The 18,429-nt window shown below is 74.2% G+C and carries 14 protein-coding genes; 3 read left to right on the top strand and 11 right to left on the bottom strand.

Going from position 1 to position 18,429, the window contains the following annotated elements:
* Positions 1-133 precede the first annotated feature (133 nt).
* The 10 genes from AMK33_RS30430 to AMK33_RS30385 all read right to left on the bottom strand — a co-directional run bounded on the left by AMK33_RS30430 (position 134) and on the right by AMK33_RS30385 (position 12,043).
* Positions 134-1,438, bottom strand: a complete 1,305-nt coding sequence (locus AMK33_RS30430) for an acyltransferase family protein (protein WP_073936214.1) — start codon at positions 1,436-1,438, stop codon at positions 134-136.
* Between the two features lie 106 nt (positions 1,439-1,544).
* The gene (locus tag AMK33_RS30425) at positions 1,545-1,868 is read right to left on the bottom strand and encodes a hypothetical protein (protein WP_073936213.1); all 324 of its coding nucleotides are present in this window, start codon (positions 1,866-1,868) and stop codon (positions 1,545-1,547) included.
* 245 nt (positions 1,869-2,113) lie between these two features.
* A complete protein-coding gene (locus AMK33_RS30420) occupies positions 2,114-3,925 on the bottom strand; it encodes an NAD(P)H-dependent oxidoreductase (protein WP_073936212.1) in 1,812 nt (603 codons plus the stop codon).
* Positions 3,922-5,364 (bottom strand): dihydroorotase, encoded by a 1,443-nt coding sequence (locus AMK33_RS30415; RefSeq protein ID WP_235618245.1) that lies wholly within the window; start codon positions 5,362-5,364, stop codon positions 3,922-3,924. Before AMK33_RS30415 ends, AMK33_RS30420 begins: the two co-directional genes overlap by 4 nt.
* A complete protein-coding gene (locus AMK33_RS30410; protein WP_073936210.1) occupies positions 5,328-6,431 on the bottom strand; it encodes an acyl-CoA dehydrogenase family protein in 1,104 nt (367 codons plus the stop codon). The genes AMK33_RS30415 and AMK33_RS30410 overlap by 37 nt, the downstream gene beginning before the upstream one ends.
* Positions 6,428-7,561 carry a PrpF domain-containing protein gene (locus AMK33_RS30405; RefSeq protein ID WP_073936209.1) on the bottom strand — a complete coding sequence of 378 codons (1,134 nt, stop codon included), beginning with the start codon at positions 7,559-7,561 and terminating at the stop codon, positions 6,428-6,430. The genes AMK33_RS30410 and AMK33_RS30405 overlap by 4 nt, the downstream gene beginning before the upstream one ends.
* Positions 7,558-9,372, bottom strand: coding sequence for an asparagine synthase (glutamine-hydrolyzing) (asnB, locus tag AMK33_RS30400; protein WP_073936208.1), 1,815 nt, complete (start codon positions 9,370-9,372; stop codon positions 7,558-7,560). Before asnB ends, AMK33_RS30405 begins: the two co-directional genes overlap by 4 nt.
* Before the next feature lie 32 nt (positions 9,373-9,404).
* Positions 9,405-10,358 carry a PLP-dependent cysteine synthase family protein gene (locus tag AMK33_RS30395; RefSeq protein ID WP_079195020.1) on the bottom strand — a complete coding sequence of 318 codons (954 nt, stop codon included), beginning with the start codon at positions 10,356-10,358 and terminating at the stop codon, positions 9,405-9,407.
* Between the two features lie 33 nt (positions 10,359-10,391).
* Positions 10,392-11,186: an HpcH/HpaI aldolase family protein gene (locus tag AMK33_RS30390; protein WP_073936207.1), complete on the bottom strand. Its 795-nt coding sequence runs from the start codon at positions 11,184-11,186 to the stop codon at positions 10,392-10,394.
* The gene (locus AMK33_RS30385; protein ID WP_073936206.1) at positions 11,183-12,043 is read right to left on the bottom strand and encodes a TauD/TfdA dioxygenase family protein; all 861 of its coding nucleotides are present in this window, start codon (positions 12,041-12,043) and stop codon (positions 11,183-11,185) included. Before AMK33_RS30385 ends, AMK33_RS30390 begins: the two co-directional genes overlap by 4 nt.
* Before the next feature lie 420 nt (positions 12,044-12,463).
* Between AMK33_RS30385 and AMK33_RS30380 the strand changes: the two genes are divergently transcribed.
* The 3 genes from AMK33_RS30380 (at position 12,464) to AMK33_RS30370 (ending at position 16,713) form a co-directional block, all read left to right on the top strand.
* Complete coding sequence (locus AMK33_RS30380; RefSeq protein ID WP_073936205.1) at positions 12,464-13,735, top strand: MFS transporter; 1,272 nt, start codon at positions 12,464-12,466, stop codon at positions 13,733-13,735.
* A 303-nt stretch (positions 13,736-14,038) separates the two neighbouring features.
* The gene (locus AMK33_RS30375; protein ID WP_073936204.1) at positions 14,039-15,046 is read left to right on the top strand and encodes an SAM-dependent methyltransferase; all 1,008 of its coding nucleotides are present in this window, start codon (positions 14,039-14,041) and stop codon (positions 15,044-15,046) included.
* An 11-nt stretch (positions 15,047-15,057) separates the two neighbouring features.
* Positions 15,058-16,713 carry a thiamine pyrophosphate-binding protein gene (locus AMK33_RS30370; protein WP_073936203.1) on the top strand — a complete coding sequence of 552 codons (1,656 nt, stop codon included), beginning with the start codon at positions 15,058-15,060 and terminating at the stop codon, positions 16,711-16,713.
* A gap of 78 nt (positions 16,714-16,791) precedes the next feature.
* Here AMK33_RS30370 and AMK33_RS30365 read toward each other — a convergent pair whose 3' ends face one another.
* Positions 16,792-18,375 carry a 4-hydroxyphenylacetate 3-hydroxylase family protein gene (locus AMK33_RS30365; RefSeq protein ID WP_073936202.1) on the bottom strand — a complete coding sequence of 528 codons (1,584 nt, stop codon included), beginning with the start codon at positions 18,373-18,375 and terminating at the stop codon, positions 16,792-16,794.
* Between the last annotated feature and the right edge of the window lie 54 nt (positions 18,376-18,429).

Genomic DNA, 18,429 nt, shown 5'->3' with positions numbered 1-18,429 from the left:
GTGGCGGGTCGCGGCCGCATCTTCGAGATTGCTGCCTTCGGGTTCAGGGCGGAGTACGCCGGAGGATGTCGTGGTCACGCGGTGGGCGGCCCGTCCCTTCGGCCGCCCACCGCGTGGGGTCCCGTCGTCACCGTCACCGGGTGAGGACGTGCTCCTCCTTGGAGGGGGTCGCGGGCGCCGGCGCGGCGGTGGCGGCGGCGGCCTCCTTGCGGCGGGCCCAGCGGCCGACCGCGGCGATGACCGGACGCTCCACCAGGTAGTGGCTCAGCGACGCGGCGAGGATGCTGCCGACGAGCACCGCGGACATCAGTTCCGGGAAGGAGATGGTGCCGCGCAGCTGCTGCATGAGGGCCGGCTCGGTGCCGAAGACGCTGCCCGTCTCGAACCAGAAGTACATGATCGCGAAGTGCCACAGGTAGATGCCGTACGAGATGCGGCCCAGGTAGCGGGCGACGGGGTTGGCGACGACCGCGTCGATGACCCGTGACTTCGCCTCGGGGACCGACAGCGGCATCACGACCAGGAAGGAGAAGGCCAGCAGCAGGAAGTACTGGGTGACGGCCAGGCCGACGCCCTCGTAGTCGCCGTAGCCGGGGCGGCCGAAGGGCTGCGTGCAGTTGACGGCGTAGAGGGCCACGGCGGCGCCGCACAACAGCAGCGGCCGGCGGGCGGCGAGGCGGTACAGGGCGGGCCGGTCGTGCGGCTTCATCTCCGCCAGGACGTGGACGACGGCCATCGCCATGCCGAGGGCGAAGGCACCGCCCACGGCGAACGGCCACCAGTACTCCTCCGGGTAGACGCCCATCTCGGGGCGGTGGATCCACCACGTCCACACCGCGGACGCCACGGTGATGACGGCCGGCGGGATCATCATGCGGCGGACCTTCTTCACCGGGTCGGCGGTGCGGCCCGCCATCCAGTGCATGAGCACGGCCAGGAGGGGCAGGGCGAGGTAGTACTGCATCTCGGCCGGGACGGTCCAGGCCGGGTCCATGCCGGCGATCCACGTGTAGTCGTAGACCTGGAGCATCAGGATCGGCCGCAGTACGTACCAGGGGCCGTCCACGGCGTCGTAGTTGAGCAGGAAGACGCAGACCAGGGCGAGCAGGATGTACGCCGGCCACAGCCGGGCCAGCCGCTTGGCCATGAACGGGCCGAGCCGGGGCCGGCTGCCGCCGGCGAGGGTCCAGCGGGCGAAGGGGCGGTAGAGCAGCATCCCGGACAGGACGAAGAAGGGACCGAGGGCCAGTGGCCGCAGGCCGGCCAGCAGGGTGGCCAGTACCTCGTTGCCCGGCTTGGCCGTGTAGGCGCCCATGACGCCCGCGGCGAAGGAGGTGTGGACGGCGGCGACGCCGAGGGCGCACAGTGCCCGGACCCCGTCGAGCCGCCCGACTCTCTTTGGTTGCTGGGCCCGTGCGGTGGCCCCGTCGGCATTCACTACGTCAGCACTCCTTTGTCGGTGGCCCGTTCAGCATGGGTGTGGCTCAATACCGGTGCCATCTTCTGAAGTGCGGTGTTGGCGGTACCGGTCATTCCGCGGGCGCTCAGGCCACGGACGGGTGCGGCCGTACCAGCGGGGCGGCGTCGCCGAGCACCGACTTCAGGTGGAAGGGGTCGAAGTTGACCGCGCTGCACCAGCGGCCGTCGGTGAACTTGAACCAGACGGAGCTGACGATCTCGCCGACCGGGTTCTCCCCCTCGACGACCTCGTCGCCGAGGGCCCAGCCCTCGGCGGTGTGGGCGGTGATGCCGTCGGGCAGCAGCAGGTCGACGACCGGGCTGTCCAGCGAGGGCCCGCTGCGGACGTTGGCGTCGCGCCAGACGGGGCCGGGGGTGCTGGGGGCCGGGCGGTAGGAGGTGGCGGGCATGAGCGTGCCTTTCGGTGGGACGGAGGGGATGGGCGGGGCGGGCCGTGGGACTCCGAGGAGCGGAGGCGGGTCGTCCGCAGGCCGTTGGGCCCCGGTGAGTGGGAGGGCGGGGCGGTGACAGGCGACGGCCGGAACCGTGCCGGTGCCGCCGGGCCCTGGTGAGTGGAGCGGGCCGGTGGCAGGCCACGACCGGAACCGGTGCCGCCGACCGCCGCCGGACCCCGGCAAGCGAAGGCGGGCCGGCGTCAGGCCGCGGCCGGAACCGTGCCGGTGGCGCCGGACGTCGCCGCGCGGACGCCGGCCAGCCACAGCACCTGGCGGACCATCTCGTCCAGGCGTGCCTCGTCCGGCGCCTGCTGGCGGTCCACCGCCGCCGGTGCGGGTGCCCGGGTGACGGCCACGCCCAGCGGGGCGGGCCAGCCGCGCAGCGCGTGGGCGATGGTGCGCAGGGTGGTGAGGGTGGTGGCGGCGCCCTGGGGGCCCGCGCCGACGGCGACCGTGCCGATGGCCCGCCCGTCGAGGAGGGGCTGCGGCCCGTCGATGTCGTTGACCGCGTCGAGGGCGTTCTTCAGCAGGCCGGAGATACTGGCGTGGTAGGTCGGGGAGACGAGCACCACGCCGTCGGCGCGGCGCAGTTCGTCGAGGAACCCGGCGACGCCCTCGTGGCAGGCCGCCAGTCCGGGCCGGTAGGCGGGGAAGTCCAGCTCCGAGCCGGTGAAGACCCGGGCGGTGGCGCCCCCGGCCGTGACGCGCTGGGCGCACCACTGCGCCACCCGGTCCGAGGTCGAACCGGCCCGCAGGGAGCCGCTGAGCAGGACGATGTGGGGGGTGTGCACGATGTCGTCACCCTTCCGTGGGACGGGAGCGGGTGCCGGGTCGGCGGCCATGGGTGCCGGCCGCCACGCGGCGATGTCGAGCGCGTCCTGGTCCTTGCGGCCGGCCGCCCGCATACGGGCGTTGCGCCGCTGCTCGCCGTCCCGGTCGGCGCCCTGGTCGAGGGCGCCCTGGCGGCGTGAGGACAGGACGACTGCGGCGGTACGGTCCATGCGCTCGCGGGCGTAGGCGGCGAGCGCGGTGGGGATGCGGTCGTGGGCGCCGAGGCGGTCGGCGAGCACGGCGGCGTCCTCGAGCGCCATGTTGGCGCCCTGTCCGAGGGCCGGGACCATGGGGTGGGCGGCGTCGCCGAGCAGCGCGACCCGGTGGTCGGTCCAGCGTGCGGCGGGTTCGCGGTCGTGGATGTCGGTGACGACGACGTCGCCGGGGTCGGCGGCGCGCACTAGGTCGACCACGGGCGGGTACCAGCCCTCCAGCGCGGCGAGCAGGGCGCGCCGGGCCTCCTCGGGTCCCTTGGCCGGCCACTCCCCCTCCGCGGCGGTGATCTTGGCGGTCCAGTAGAGGGTGTCGTCGCCGACGGGGGCGACGAAGAGCTGGATGCCGCGGCCGTTGACGACGTGGCCGCGCTGTCCCAGCACGGAGCCGCGGGTGCGTCCGCGCACCGAGGTGTAGCCCCGGTAGACGGGGGGTCCGTCGCCGAGCATGCGGCGGCGCACCGCGGAGTGGATGCCGTCGGCGCCGATCAGGGCCTGGCAGGTGGCGGCGGTGCCGTCGGAGAAGCGGACGGTGACGTGGTCGTCGTGGCCGGTGTAGTCCTCGACGGTGGTGGCCATCCGCAGGGCGGCGCCCGCGGTGACGGCCTCGTCGAGCAGGGCCCGGTGCAGCGCCGACCGCAGGACGGGCATCGGCGGGCCGCCCGCCGGCTGGCCGGCGGCCCCGACGGGCTCCTCGGCGAGCACCGTCCCCCGGGCGTCCATCAGGACACGCACCTCGTCGGGGGCGGTGGCGTGCCCGGTGGCCCGGACGCGGGCGCCGACGCCCGCGCCGAGCGCGTCGGCGGCGCGCAGGCCGTTGGGCTGGATCATGAGTCCCGAGCCGCCCTCCCGGAGGGTGGCGGCCCGCTCGATCACCGTGACGTCGAAGCCGCGCGCGGCGAGTCCCGCGGCGGCGGCGAGGCCTCCGATGCCGCCCCCGGCGATGAATACGGTCTGGCGTTGCGTCATGGCGTCGGGGCCTCCGTTCCGGCCGTGCCGGCCGAGGGGGTGGGGGCGGGCGCCGCGCCCAGCAGACGGCCGTCGTGGGCACCGTAGGAGCCCGTGGACGCGTCCCACACGGTGCGGCCCGCGCGCAGGGTCCGTTCGATCCGGCCGGTGAAGGTCCATCCCTCGTACGCCGACCAGCCGCACTTGCTCTCCACGTCGCCCGCGGACAGCATCCAGGGCACGTCGGGGGCGAGGAACACCAGGTCGGCGTCGGCGCCCGCCTCCAGCCGGCCCTTGCCGGGCAGCCGGAACAGCTCGGCCGGCCGGGCGGACAGGTGACGGACCAGCCGTACGGCGGCCACGTCGGGGTGTTCCTCGGGCCAGCGTCTGCGCATGCCCGTCCAGACGGCGACCGCCAGTTCCTGGACGCCGGGCAGTCCGGGCGGCGACTGGGCGACGCCGCGGGTCTTCTCCTCGACGGTGTGCGGGGCGTGGTCGCTGCCCAGGGTCGCCACCTGGCCGTCGCGCAGTGCCCGCCACAGCCGGTCCTGGTCGCCCGTACCGCGGATGGACGGGGAGAGGCGGGTGCGGGCGCCCAGGCGGCGGGTGTCCTTGTCGGTGAACGACAGGTGGTGTCCGGTGACCTCGAAGGTGACGGGGAGCCCCGCCGCCCGCGCCGCGCACACCAGGTCGGCCTCCTCGGCGCTGGACAGGTGCAGGATGTGGGCGCGGGTGCCGTGGCGGCGTACCAGTTCCAGGACCTTGGCGACGGCGACGATGCCGCCGGTGCGCGGGCGGCGCGCCTCGTACTCCAGGTAGCTGCCGGGCTCGCCCCACCAGGAGTCCAGCAGGGCGAACAGTCCGTCGTCCTCGGCGTGCAGGACCAGTTGGACGCCGCCCTGGGCGGCCGCGGCGAACGCCTTCTCCAACTGGTCCGGGTCGCGCACCACGGTGGGTGCCGTGTGGTGCCCGGCCATGAAGATCTTCACGCTGGTGGCGACCCGCGCGTCCAGGTCGGCCAGCAGTTCGGGGCGGTCGGGGTCGAGCCCCAGGTGGAACCGGTAGTCGACCAGGGAGTGCCCGTCGACGAGGGCCGCCTTGGCGGACGCCGTCTCCGGGGTGAGCGTGGGCGGCACCGTGTTCGGCATGTCCATCACGGTCGTGACACCGCCGCGCACGGCGGCCCTGCTGCCGTGTTCCCAGTCCTCCTTGTGGGTCAGGCCGGGGGTGCGGAAGTGGACGTGGGAGTCGATGAGTCCGGGCAGCACGTAGTGCTCGCCCGCGTCGAGGCGGGTGGCGGCGGGCCCGGGGTCGGTGTCCGTGACGGCGGTGATGCGTCCGCCGGTGACGCAGACGTGGCCGGGGCGCACACCCTGCGGGGTGACCAGCCGGCGTCCGCTGACGACGAGTTCGGGGGTGGGGGTCAGCCGGTCCACGACACCGCCACCAGTTCCCGGCACAGGTCGTTGGTCGGGCCCATGAGGGAGACGCCGCGCGCGTCCGCGAGCAGCCGGCCGATCCGCGCGCCGTCCCGGTATCCGGCCGAGCCGAGCATGCGGGCGACGTCGAGACAGATCTCCTCGGCGGCCTCGGTGGCGTGCAGCTTGCTGTGCAGGGTGGTCAGTCCCGGATCGGCGGAGGTGCGCGCCCCCGCCCGCTCCACCACCGCGCGGGCCGCCTCAAGGCGGGTGGCCAGGCCCACCAGCCGGTGCCGTACGGCGGGCAGGTCCATCAGTCCGCGGTCGTGGGCGTGTGCGACGGCCAGGTCGAGGGCGGCCTGCGCGGTGCCGACGGAGACCGCGCCGAGGCTGGCCCCGCTCTCGCGGACCGAGGCGATGACGGTGGCGGCCTGCCCCTCCGGACCGAGCCGGTCGGTGTCCGCGACGACGGCCCCGTCGAGGGAGACCAGCCCGGTCGCGGAGCCCCGCATGCCGGCCAGGTCCAGGCCGAGTTCGGGGACCAGTCCGGGGTTGTCGGCGCCGACGAGGAAGAAGGTCTGTCCCGGTGCTCCGTAGCCGGCCGCCGGGGCGGCGTCGGGCCGGGCGGTGCGGACCAGGACCAGGTAGAGGTCGGCGACGCCCGCGCCGGTGGTGAAGGCCTTGGAGCCGTTCAGCACCCAGGTGCCGTCCGTACGGCGTTCGGCGGTGGTGGACAGGTTCTGCTTGGCGGCGCCCGCGCCGCTCTCGCTCCACGCGGAGGCGGCCAGCCAGGTCCCGTCGGCCAGTCGCGGCAGCCAGCGGGCCTGTTGCCGCGCGGTGCCCCAGTCGGCGATGCGGGCGCTGACGGCGAAGTGCTGGAACGCGATGATCGCCATGGACGGGCTGACGGCGGCGATCTGTTCGACCAGCGCGTTCACCGCGGCGGCGTCCTGGCCCGCGCCGCCGTGCTCGGTGGGGACGGCGGTGGCGAGCAGCCCGCTGGTGCGCAGCGCCGTCAGCGCCTCGCGGTCCACCTCGCCGGCCGCTTCGGCCCGTTCGGCGCCCTCGCGCAGCAGTGCGCGCAACGCGGGCGTGAGCCGTGGGCTCATCCGGCTCCCGACAACGCCAGGCATTGGGCGACCTCCTCGAATTGAAGGTGACTCAGGGGTGCCAGGGCGAACGAGCCCTGGAAGGTGACGTGCTTGCCGGCGACGGAGGACCACAGCAGGGCTCCGTCGCCGTCGGCGGTGCCGGGCAGGGAGACGACCGAGGTGCCGGGCAGGGAGACGACCGAGGTGCCGGGCAGGGAGACGACCGAGGTCCCGGGCAGGGAGACGACCGCGGTGACGGCCGTCCGGCCTCCGGGGGTGGTGATGGCCAGGGGTCCGTCGCCGGCGTCCGCCTCGTGGGTGATCCGCCAGGGCACGGTGCCGGGGACGCGCGCGGCCGTGCCCAGGCACACGGCCCCGGTGAGGGCGAGGGAGGGGTGCCAGCCGGGCACGGTCAGGGCGCGGGCCGCGATGCCGCCGGCGGCGCCGGGCAGCACGGCCGCGATCTTGGGGAAGGCGCCGCCGGGCGGCCAGCCGAGCAGTTCGGCCGCGGCGGCGCGCAGCGACTCCAGGCGCCGGAGCAGGTCACCACCGGCGGTGAACAGGGCGGCCTCGTCGGGGACTTGGAGCGAGCGCGCGTCGACGAAGGCGTAGGTGTTGGCGCTCGCCACCATCGACACCTCCACGCGCCGCCCGTCGGCCTCAAGCACCGTCCGGGTCCGCCCGGTGGGCAGCAGTTCGGTGAAGGGCACCGGGCGCGGCTGGACGAAGGTGACGGTGAAGCCGACCTCGTCGCGTTCGGCCCGGTCGACCTCGCACACCACGCTGTCGCCGTTGTTGCGCACCCGTATCCGCACCCGGGTGCCGGGCACGAGCCGCGGCAGCATGCCGGAGCGGGCGGCGGCGACCACCGACGCGAGCGCCGAGTGGCCGCAGGAGCCGCGCAGGTCGAACCGGTCGGGTGCGCCGGGCAGGGCCTGCACGAACCGGTAGTCGAGGTCGAACATCGGGTGCGCGGACGGTTCCACCAGGGCGATCTTCAGTACGTGGGCGCCGCCCGCGGAGGTCAGGTAGCGGCGGGCCTCGGTCAGGTGGCCCAGCAGCGCCGTCTCCTCGCGCGGCAGCCGGGCGGCGTCCAGCACGAACGTCGGGCAGGGGGCGCCGGCGGCGTGGGCGAGGTGGCCGATCATGCCGCCACCGCCATGGCGGCGGGTGGTGCGAGGTCGCCCGCGGCGCCCTGGAACCGCTCCCGCCACACCTCGTGCACGAGCAGCGCCCACAGCGTCGACGAGGTGGTGTCGTCCGGGCGGTGGGCCTGTACGTCGAACAGGGCGTCGACGGCCGTACCGTCGAGCCGTCCGTCGGCGGCCAGCCGGGCGGGCGCGAGCAGGTCCCGCGCGTGCTCCCACAGGGCCGTGCCGGGGGTGAGCATCGCGGTCACCGGCAGGGTGAAGGGCTGCTTGGGCCGGTCGAGCACGCTGTCGGGCAGCAGCCCCCGGGCGGCCGCGTACAGGGTGCGCTTGACCTGTTCGCCGTCGATGCGCAGCGCGTCGGGCAGCGCCCGGCCCAGGGCCACCACGGACCGCTGGCAGAACGGCAGCCGCACCTCGATGGAGCCGGCCATGCTCAGGTGGTCGACGCGGCGCAGGTGGTAGGCGGGCAGGCGGTGGCCGAGTTCGAAGCGGGTGATGCGCTCCAGGACGCTGCCGGGCCCGTGCAGCAGGTCCTGGCGGGCCGCCTCGGGCAGCGGGGGGACGTCCCGCAGGTGGTCGCGGTAGGCGTCGGTGTAGAGCCCGGCGCGCGTCGCGGCCGGGGCGGCGGAGAGCGCGTCGAGGTAGGCGGTGCCCCAGTCACCGCCGGCCGCGGCCGTCTCGGCGGCGGCGCGCATCCGCGCGTAGCCGCCGAACACCTCGTCGGCCGCGTCCCCGGTCAGCGCGACGGTGAACCCGGCCTGCCGTACGGCCCGGAACAGGGCGTACGTGCTCAGGGTGATCGGGTCGGCGTTGGGCTGGCCGAGGTGGCGGACGGTCTCCTCCAGCAGGGCGGGGAAGCCGGCCGGGTCGATCTCGACCTGGTGGTGCTCCGTGCCGGCGTGCTCGGCGACGGCGCGGGCGAAGTGCCGCTCGTCGAACGGCCAGTCGCCCCGGTAGGCGATGTTGAAGGAGTGCACGGGGCCGTACTCGGCGGCCAGGGCGGTGACCAGGCTGGAGTCCAGGCCCCCGGAGGTGATCAGGGCGACGGGCACGTCGGCGACGAGCAGCCGGCCGACCTCCTCCCGCAGCCGTTCGCGCACCCGCTCGGCGGCCCGGCCGGGCTCGGGCAGTTCGGCGGCGGCCGCCACGCGCCGCCTGCGGCGGGGCGTGCCGCCCAGGTCGCACACGAGCGTGGTGCCCGGCGCCAGCACCTCGATGTCCTCGAACATGGTCCGCTCGCCGAAGGGCGTACGGGTGGCCAGGTAGGCGTCCAGCGCGGTGTCCCGCATCCGGGCGCCGACCGGGCCGAAGCCCAGCAGGGCGGGGATCTCGGAGGCGAAGTGCAGGGAGCGGGCGGCCTCGTCCCACCGGAGGTAGAGCGGCTTCATGCCGATCTCGTCGGTGGCCAGCAGCAGCCGGGGCACCTCGCCGCGCCGGTCGACCAGCGCGACGGCGTACATGCCGTCGAGGTGTTCGGTGAAGTCCTCGCCGTACTCCAGGTACAGGGCGGGGACGACGTTGCCGTCGCAGCGGTCGGCGAAGGTGTGGCCGCGGGCGCGCAGCCGGCGGCGCAGCTCGTCGTGGTTGTAGATCTCCCCGTTGAACACGGCCTGGACGGGGCCGCCGAGCCCGTACGGCTGCTGTCCGCCGTGCGGGTCGACGACGGCGAGCCGGTCGTAGCCCAGGCCCCAGCCGGGGGCCCGGGTCATGCCGGTCGCGTCCGGGCCGCCGTGCCGCTGGAGGGCAGCGACGGTGCACATCTCGTGCGGTGTGGCCACCGCGTTGAAGTAGCCGTGGATCCGGCACATGTCTGCCTGTCTTTCCGTGCGGAGACGACGGGTCAGCGGAGCGTCGTCGACAGATAGCGCTCCCCGCTGTCGGGGAAGACGGTGACGACCGTGGCGCCCGCCCAGCGGGGGTGCGCGGCCACGGTCCGGGAGGCCCACGCGGCGGCCCCGGAGGACACCCCGACGGGCAGGCCGGTGGCGCGCACCACGTCGCGCACGGTGGCGGCCGCCGCCTCGTCGGGCACGGCGAGGACCTCGTCGACGAGGGTGAGGTCGGTGATCTCGGAGACGTAGCCGGCGCCGATGCCGGGGATGCCGTGCGGGCCCGGCTCGCCGCCCGACAGCACCGCGGAGCGGGCCGGTTCCACGGCGACGACGTGCACGTCGGTGCGTTCCTTGAGGTAGCGGGCGGTTCCGGTGAGGGTGCCGCCGGTGCCCACCCCGCACACCAGGACGTCGACGCGGCCGCCGGTGGCCTCCCAGATCTCCGGGCCGGTGGTGTCGTAGTGGGCGCGGGCGTTGGCCGGGTTGGTGTCCTGGTGCGGCACCCACGAGCCGGGCAGGGAGCGCTGGAGCTCCTCGGCGTGTGCCCAGGCGGCCATGAGACCGTCCCCGTGCGGGACCAGGACCACCTCGGCGCCCAGTTCGCGCAGGATCAGGCGGCGCTCCTCGGTGGCGTTGTCGGGCATGACGATGACGCAGCGGTGGCCGCGCCGGGCGCACAGGGCGGCCAGCGAGATGCCGGTGCTGCCCGAGGAGCACTCGATGACGGTGCCGCCGGTGGCGGGCAGCCGCCCGGACTCCTCGGCGGCGCGCATCATGGCGAGCGCGGCCCGGTCCTTGACGCTGGAGAGCGGGTTGAGCATCTCCAGTTTGGCGAGCAGGGTCACGCCGTCGGTGAGGCCCGGCAGGTCGACCCGCAGCAGCGGGGTGCCGCCGACCAGGTCCTCCAGCGACCGGGCGATGGAGGCGGCCCGGGCGGGCCGCAGGTCCGTGTCTGTCGTCACTGTTCCCCCAAGTCGATGGGTGCGGCGGCCGGTTCAGGCGGCGAGGTGCCCTCCGGCGGCCGTCAGATGACGGGCCGCGGCCTGCTGCAGATGGGTGATGTCGCTGGAGACGGTGGCGAAGGTGAACCCCTCGGCGAGCCGTTTGGCGGCGCTCTCGCCGTCCAGGACGTGGATGCCGCAGGCGATGCCGGCCCGGCCGGCGGCGTCGGTGACGCGGACCAGCGCGGCCTCGAGCGCGTCGGCGGTCGCGGGGTCGCCGAACCAGCGGGCGCCCAGGGCCGCGGAGAGGTCCGCGGGGCCGACGTAGACGGCGTCGAGTCCCTCGGTGGCGCAGATGGCGTCCAGGTTCTCCAGCGCGGCCGCGGTCTCGATCATGACGATGCAGGCGACCTGGTCGTCGATCGCGGCGGGCACGTCGCCGAGGCGCAGCTCCGCACGCACCGGCCCGGCCAGACTGCGGGTCCCCGCCGGGTGGTGGCGGCAGGCGCGTACGACGGTGAGCGCCTGCTCGGGCGTCTCGACCATGGGCACGACCACGCCGCGGGCACCGGTGTCGAGGGCGACGCCGATGGCCACCGGGTCCGGCGAGGGGACCCGGATGATCCCGGCGGAGCGGCCGCGGGCGTCGACGGCGAGCATCGCGGCCTGCCAGCCCGGCTGGTGCATGACGCCGTGCTGGCCGTCGACGCCGAGGTAGTCGTAGCCCAGGCCGGCGATGCGCTCGGTGGCGGCCGGGTCGTTCAGGGCGATCCAGTAGCCGACGAGCCGTTCGCGGTCGCGCAGGCGCTGGGCGAAGGACCCCGGCTCCTGGGCGCGGGGGCCGCTCATTCGCCCTCCTCGATGGCGTAGCTCCGCTTCCCGTCCAGGCCCACCGGCACGTCGCCGTTGATGGAGACCCGGTGCAGCACGCGCCGGTGGCGGTCGTAGTCGTTGACGGCGTAGTGCTGGGTGGCGCGGTTGTCGAAGATGAGGACATCACCGGGGCGCCAGGTCCAGCGCGCGGTGTTCTCCGGGCGCCGTACGTAGGACTGCAGCACGTCGAGGAGGGGGCGCGACTCGCGCGGCGTCAGGCCGACCAGCCACTGGGCGAAGCCGCCGAGGAAGAGGACCGGCTCGCCGGACTCGGGGTGGACCCGGACCACGGGGTGGGCGGTCTCGAACCGGCGGGCCAGGAAGGCCTTGCGGACCTCCTCGCCGCGCTCGGTGCCCAGCCGCGGCTGTTCGGCGTGGTTGGTGTGCACGGCCCACAGCCGGTCGGCGATCTCCCGCAGCTCGGCGGGCAGGTCCTTGTACCCCGCGACCGCGTTGGCCACGAGGGTGTCGCCCCCGTACGGCGGGAGCACCACGCTGCGCAGTGTGGTGCCCAGGGAGGGGGCGGTGGTGAAGCTGATGTCGGTGTGCCAGTGGTCGGCGCGCTGGTCCTCGCCGTCGACCGGGATCACCTGCGCTGCGGCGTCGACGGTCCGCATCATGGGGTGCTTCTGCGTCAGCGGCCCGAACCGGCCGGCGAAGGCGAGCTGCTGCGCGTCGGTGATCTCCTGGTCGCGGAAGAAGAGCACCTTGTGCTCCAGGAACGCCTCGTGGATCTGGCCGAAGACCGAATCCGGCAATTCCGTGGAGAGGTCGACGCCCGTCACCTCCGCGCCGATACGGCCGCCGATTCTGCGTATGTCAAAAGGGGACACCAGTTATCCTTCCGAACTCGTTCAGAAGTCCGCGTCTCCCGGGAGAGGTCTCACGGTCCGCCGCCGCCCGGAGAGAAGGGGCGCGGACCGGCCACGGGAGCGGTTGCCGGCAGCACAGAGCAGGGGCGGCCGGACTGGACGGCACCGAGCAAACCACGGAGCGCTCGCTTCCGGCCATGGGTTCCCGTACGAGTGCGACGACTTGGCCAACTCGCCCGCCGGGCCGCCCGGAGGGGCCGGCGGGCCCGACCTGTTCAAGTCGTCGGCGCCCCGGCTCTCCCCCTTGCCGCCGCGCCGGCCGGCGTGGTGGGCTCGGGAACACCCCGCATCACCTGATCACCCGATCACCTGATCGCCTTGCGCCTCGCGCCTTTGCCGAACTCCCTTCAGCAGGCGGATCACCCGCGCGAAAGGGCCCCCATGAAAATCGGCGAGCTGCACCCCAACATCCGGCTGCGCATCGGCGTCGGATTCGTCCAGCGCCTGCTGGCCGTCATGCTGATGCCGCTGCTGGTGATCCGCCTCTCGGAGCTGTACGGGGCCGCCGCGGCCGGTGCGCTGACCCTGGCGGTCGCCGGTGCGGGCATCGCCGCGAACTTCCTCGGCGGCCACCTCGCCGACGTGTACGGGCGGCGCCCGGTGCTGGTGGCCGGCGAACTCGGCGCGACCCTGACCTTCGCCCTGCTGGCGCTGGCCAACTCGCCCTGGTGGTCCTCCGGCTGGGCGACGTTCGCGCTGTTCCTGCTCAACACCTGCTGCGCGCAGCTGGCCATCCCCGCCGCCGAGGCGATGATGGTCGACGTCTCCACGCCCGAGAGCCGGCCGCTCGTCTACACGATCAACTACTGGTCGATCAACCTCGCCTTCACCGTCGGCGCGCTCATCGGCGGCTTCTTCTACGAGGGCCACTTCGCCCGGCTGCTGACGGGCGCGGCCGTGCTGAGCGCGCTGACCACGGCCGTGATCGGACGCTGGCTCAGCGAGACCGCGCCGCGCACCGGCAAGGACGTCGCCCGCGGCGTCGGTGCCATGCTCCGCGGCTACCTGGCCGTCGCCCGCGACACGGTCTTCCTGCGGGTGCTGGTCGCGGCCGCGCTGATCTCGTCCGTCGAGATGCAGATCGGCTACTACATCGCCGTCCGCCTCGCCGACGAGTTCCCCACCCAGGTCCTCGCCCGGATCGGCTCCTGGGCGCCCGCCGTGGACGGCACGGCGATGCTCGGCATCCTGCGGGCGGTCAACGCCGCCCTGGTGGTGGTGCTGGTGCTGTTCGCCAAGAGCCTGCTGACCCGGCTGAGCGACCGGGCGCGGCTGTACGCCGGCATCGCCGTCTTCGCCGTCGGCTACATGGTCTGGGCGGTCAGCAACACCGGCTGGGTGCTCATCGCCGCGGCCGTGGTGCTCACCGTGGGCGAGATCGCCGCGGTCCCGGTGCGCCAGGCGCTGCTGGCCGACCTCGTCGACCCCGAGGCCCGCACCAAGTACATGGCCGCCTACGCCCTCAACGCCCGAGTCGGCCTGCTCGTGGCCTCCCTGTGCGTCACCCTCGGCGCCTTCGTCCCGTCCCTGGCCATGAGCCTCCTCTACGGCACGGCCGGCCTGGCCGCGATCCTGCTGTACCGCTCCCTCCTACGGGTACGCGAGGAACGCCGCTCCCTCGAACAGGAACAGACGCCCGTACAGACCGCCTGACACGCTCCCACCCTCCGCGGGCAGTCGTGCCGCATCCCCGCCCTCCGCGGGCAGTCGTGCCGCATCCCCGCCCTCCGCGGGCAGTCGTGCCGCAGGGCGGCACGGGTGGGCGCGACGGCACCCCGCAAGCGCCGGGCAGCGCGACCACCCCCCGGCCCACACCGACGCCGGGGCCCCGGCAAGGCACCGCGCACCCACGCCAACGGCTGAGCAGCCTCAGAGATGCCCTCGCCCACCCCCGCCACAGAGCATGGTCGCCGCGGGCAAGGCGCCCGGACCTTCTCCCGGATGAGGTGCTGAGCAGTGACGGTGGACATCGCACAGAGCAACACGCGCGGCATTGCCTCGCTCTTCAACTCGGCCGTGGCCGCCTGGGCCATCGCCGCGGCATGGGAGATCGGCGCACTCGACGAACTGCACCGCGCCCGCACCCTGGACACCGCGGACTTCGCGGACCGCGGCGGCCTGGACCCCGCGTCGACCACGGGCCTGTTCCGCGCACTGTCCGCGGTGGGCCTGGTGCGGCGCGAGGGCACGGTCGTCACCGCGCTGGACGGCTTCGACGAGATGTACCGCAACAAGTCCTTCTTCCACTGGCTGGCCCGGGGCAGCGCGGAACTCTTCCAGCAGATCCCGGCCGTGCTGCGCAACGAGAACCGCACCGGCTCCTTCTACCGGCGTGACTCCGCCGCCATCGCCTTCGCCTGCCGCGAGATCGACCAGGTCACCTACGCCCCCGCGTTCTGGGCGGCGATGGGACGGGTGGAGTTCCCCTTCACCCGGGTCGCCGACCTCGGCTGCGGCAGCGGGGCCCGGCTGATGCAGATCCTCGACCGCCACCCCGGCACCACGGGGACGGGCATCGACATCGCCCGCCCCGCGCTGGAGGTGGCGCGCGCGGAGGCGGACGCGGCGGGCCTGGCCGACCGCACCGCGTTCCTGCACGGCGACGTCCTGAGCCTCGAACCGCGGCCCGAGTACGCCGACGTGGAGCTGCTGACGTGCTTCATGATGGGCCACGACTTCTGGCGGGACGGCCGGCGCGAGAACGCGATCGCCACCCTGCGGCGGCTGCGCGAGGCCTTCCCGTCCGCCCGCCGGCTGCTGATCGGCGACGCCACCCGCACCGACCTGCCCGACACCGAACTGCCCGTCTTCACCCTCGGTTTCGAGCTCGGCCACGACCTGATGGGCACGTTCCTGCCCACCGTCGCCGACTGGGAGTCCGTCTTCGCCGAGGGCGGCTGGGAGCTGGTGCGCACCAACCGCATCGAGATGACCGTGGGAGAGGTCATCTTCGAACTGGCCTGAAAGGCCCGACGATGACGACATTCGCGACCGCGGTCGCCCAGACCCTGGCCGGCTGCGGCATCGACCACGCCTTCGGCCTGGTCGGCGGCGGCAACATCCTGGCCACCGCCGCGCTGACGCGGGCCGGTGTGCACTACACGGCGGCCCGGCACGAGGGCGGCGCGATGGCCATGGCCGACGCCTACTTCCGGGCCACCGGGCGGGTCGCCGTGTGCACGACCACGCACGGGCCGGGGCTGGCCAACACGGCGACCGCGCTGGCCGAGGCCGCCAAGAACCGCAGCGCCGTGGTCCTGCTGTGCGGCGACGCCCCGGTGGCGGGCCCACGCGCCCACGACATCGACCAGAGCGCCCTGGCCGCCTCCCTGGGGGTGCCCGTCGTACGTCCGACGGACCCGGACACGGCGGTGGAGGACACCGTACGGGCCGTGCGCACCGCGACCGCCGCCCAGTGCCCCGTGGCACTGTTCCTGCCCGGCGACCTGACCGACCGCGAGCTGTCCGCCGTACCCGTACCCATGACGCCGCCACCGCCGCAGGCCCGCGCCGAGGAGTCCGACGGGACCGACGAGACCGACGAGATCCTCACCCTCCTGTCCGCCGCCCGCCGCCCGCTGCTCCTGGCCGGGCTGGGCGCCTGGCGTTCGGGCGCGGCGAAGATCCTCACCGACCTCGGCGACCGGCTCGGCGCGCTGCTGGCCACCACGGTCATGGCGAACGGCATGTTCGCCGCGCACCCCGCCGCGCTCGGCCTGTGCGGGGGGTTCGCCTCCCCGCCGGCGGCCGCCCTGATGGGCGAGGCGGACGTGGTGCTGGCGTTCGGCACCAGCCTGGGCGACTTCACGCTGCACGGCGGACGGATCCTCGACCCGGCCGCCCGCGTCGTCCAGGTCACCCTGGAAGGGGCCCGCGCGCCCCGCGCGGACCTCGCCGTACGCGGTGACGCGGCGGCCGTGGCCACCCGGCTGCTGGACGCGGCCGACGCGCACGGCATCGCCCGTTCCCCGTGGCGCGAGCGGGCCGCCGCCTCCGGCGCGCTCCGGCGTGCCGCCGACGGCTGGGCCGCCCTGCCCCACCCCGACGCCTCCGGCGGGGGCCGGATCGACCCGCGCACCCTGACCCGGGAGCTGGCCCCGCTGCTGCCCGCCGAGCGCACGGTCGTCCTGGACGGGGGCCACTTCATCGGCTGGCCGACCATGTACTGGCCGGTGCCGGACCCGGCGGGGCTGGTGTTCACCGGCGCCGCCTTCCAGAGCATCGGGCTGGGCCTGGCGGGCGCGGTCGGCGCGGCCGTGGGCCGGCCCGACCGCACCACGGTGGCCGCCGTCGGCGACGGCGGGGCGCTGATGGGGCTGCCCGAACTGGAGACCCTGGTGCGCTCGGGCCGGTCGGCACTGGTGGTGGTCTACGACGACGCGTCCTACGGCTTCGAGGAGCACATGTACGTGCCCCGGGGCGCGGACGCGGCCACGCTGCGTTTCGACGACACCGACTTCGCCGCGGTGGCGCGGGCGCTCGGGGCACGGGCCGTCACCGTCCGCGGCACCGGCGACCTGAGCGCCGTACCGGAGTGGACCGCCCGGGGGGCGGAGGGCACGCTGCTGCTGGACTGCAAGGTGTCCCAGGGCGTGCTGGCGCCGTTCCTGTCCGACCTGCTCGGCCGCTGACGGCAGAAGGAACGGCAAAAGGAGCGGCCGGGGCCCCCTTTCCGGGGCCCCGGCCGCCCGCTCGGCGCCGCGGGGGATTCAGCCGCCGAGCAGTCCGGGGAGGGACCCGCGCAGGTGGTCGAAGGAGACGAGGTCGGGGGCGGTCCAGCCGTCCAGGTCGTACTCGGACAGGCACTGGTCGGCGAACGCCTTGTACTCGTCGAGCTGCCCGGAGGCGGTCTGGGCGAACAGCAGCTCGGCCCGGGTCGCCTCGTGGTTGCCGGCGTAGTTGCGCTCGTACAGCTCGTGCCGGCCGCCGAACTCGGTGCCCACCGCGTCCCACAGCAGTTTCAGCACCTTGACCCGCTCCTCGGCCCCGATGCCCCCGGAGCCGCGCAGATAGGTGTCGAGGTAGGGGCGGATCTCCGGGTTCTTGAAGTCCTCGGCGCTGGAGTTGAGGTAGATCAGCCCGCTGGCCACGTCCTGCTGGACGATCTCCTTGACGCGCGGGTAGCCGACCTGCATGAACCACCGGTACGCCATGCCGTACTGCGGATTGGGCAGCACCGCGCCGCCCCGCCACTTCACCGGGTTGCGGGCGGCCGCGTCGGACAGCCCCCAGAACAGGTTGCGCCAGGCGAGCACCTCCCCCAGCCGGGTCTGGACGCCGCGGAAGTCCTGGGTGCCGGTGATCTCCAGGGCCTTGGCGAGGAGCCCGGCGATGAACTCCAGCTTCACCGCGAGACGGACGCAGCCGTGGAAGGTGAAGCGCTCCATGAAGCCGGACTGCCCGGAGAACATCTGGACCTTGGCCGTGTCGCCGTAGACGAACACGTTCTCCCAGGGGACGAGGACCTTGTCCAGGACGAGGATGGTGTCGTTCTCGTCGAGCCGGGAGGAGAGCGGGTAGTCGAAGGGGCTGCCCATCACCGCGGACGTCGCGGTGTAGGAGGGCCGGCAGATCAGCTTCACGCCCTTGTCGCCGGTGGGCACGGTGGCGATGAGGGCGAACCTCTTCTCCTTCACCGGCAGTCCGTGGTGGGCGATGAAGTTCGCGTGGGTCAGCGCCGACCCGGTGGCGACCACCTTGGCCCCGCTGACCACCAGGCCCGCGTCGGTCTCCTTCTCCACGTGCACGAACACGTCGGAGACCTTGTCGGGCGGCAGGTTGCGGTCCACGGGCGGGTGCACGATCGCGTGGTTCCAGTACAGGACCTTCTCCTGCGACTCGCGGTACCAGCGGCGCGCGTTGTCGTCGAAGGGCGCGTAGAAGTCGGCGTTGGCGCCCAGGGTGCCGAGGAACGCCGCCTTGTAGTCCGGGCTGCGGCCCATCCAGCCGTAGCTCATCCGGGACCAGGCCGCGATGGCCCGCTGGTCGGCGACCAGGTCCTCGGCGGAGCGCGGGGTGGTGAAGAAGCGGTGCGTGTAGCCCGCCGCCGCCCCGCCGTCCGTGTGCGTGGTCAGCACGTCCCGGTGGGCGGGGTCGTGCAGGGCGTCGTAGAGACGGGCCGTCATCCGTGCCGGGTTGGCGAACGCCGGGTGCGCGGTGACGTCCTTGACCCGGTCGCCGTAGAGGAAGACCTCGCGGTCGTCGCGCAGGCTCTCGAGGTACTCCTCGCCCGTCAGCGGCCGCGTCCGGGGTCCGTCCGCCGGGTGAGCGGCGGCATCCTGCTGATCGGTCATGCGTCTCATCGTGGCAGCCGGGACACCCCCCGGGCTTCTTCCCCCGTGCGGCAC

The sequence above is a fragment of the Streptomyces sp. CB02400 genome, from assembly GCF_001905725.1.
GTDB lineage: Bacteria > Actinomycetota > Actinomycetes > Streptomycetales > Streptomycetaceae > Streptomyces > Streptomyces atrovirens.
Note: the sequence above shows the minus strand (reverse complement) of the source record. Positions and strands in the feature narration are given on the sequence as shown.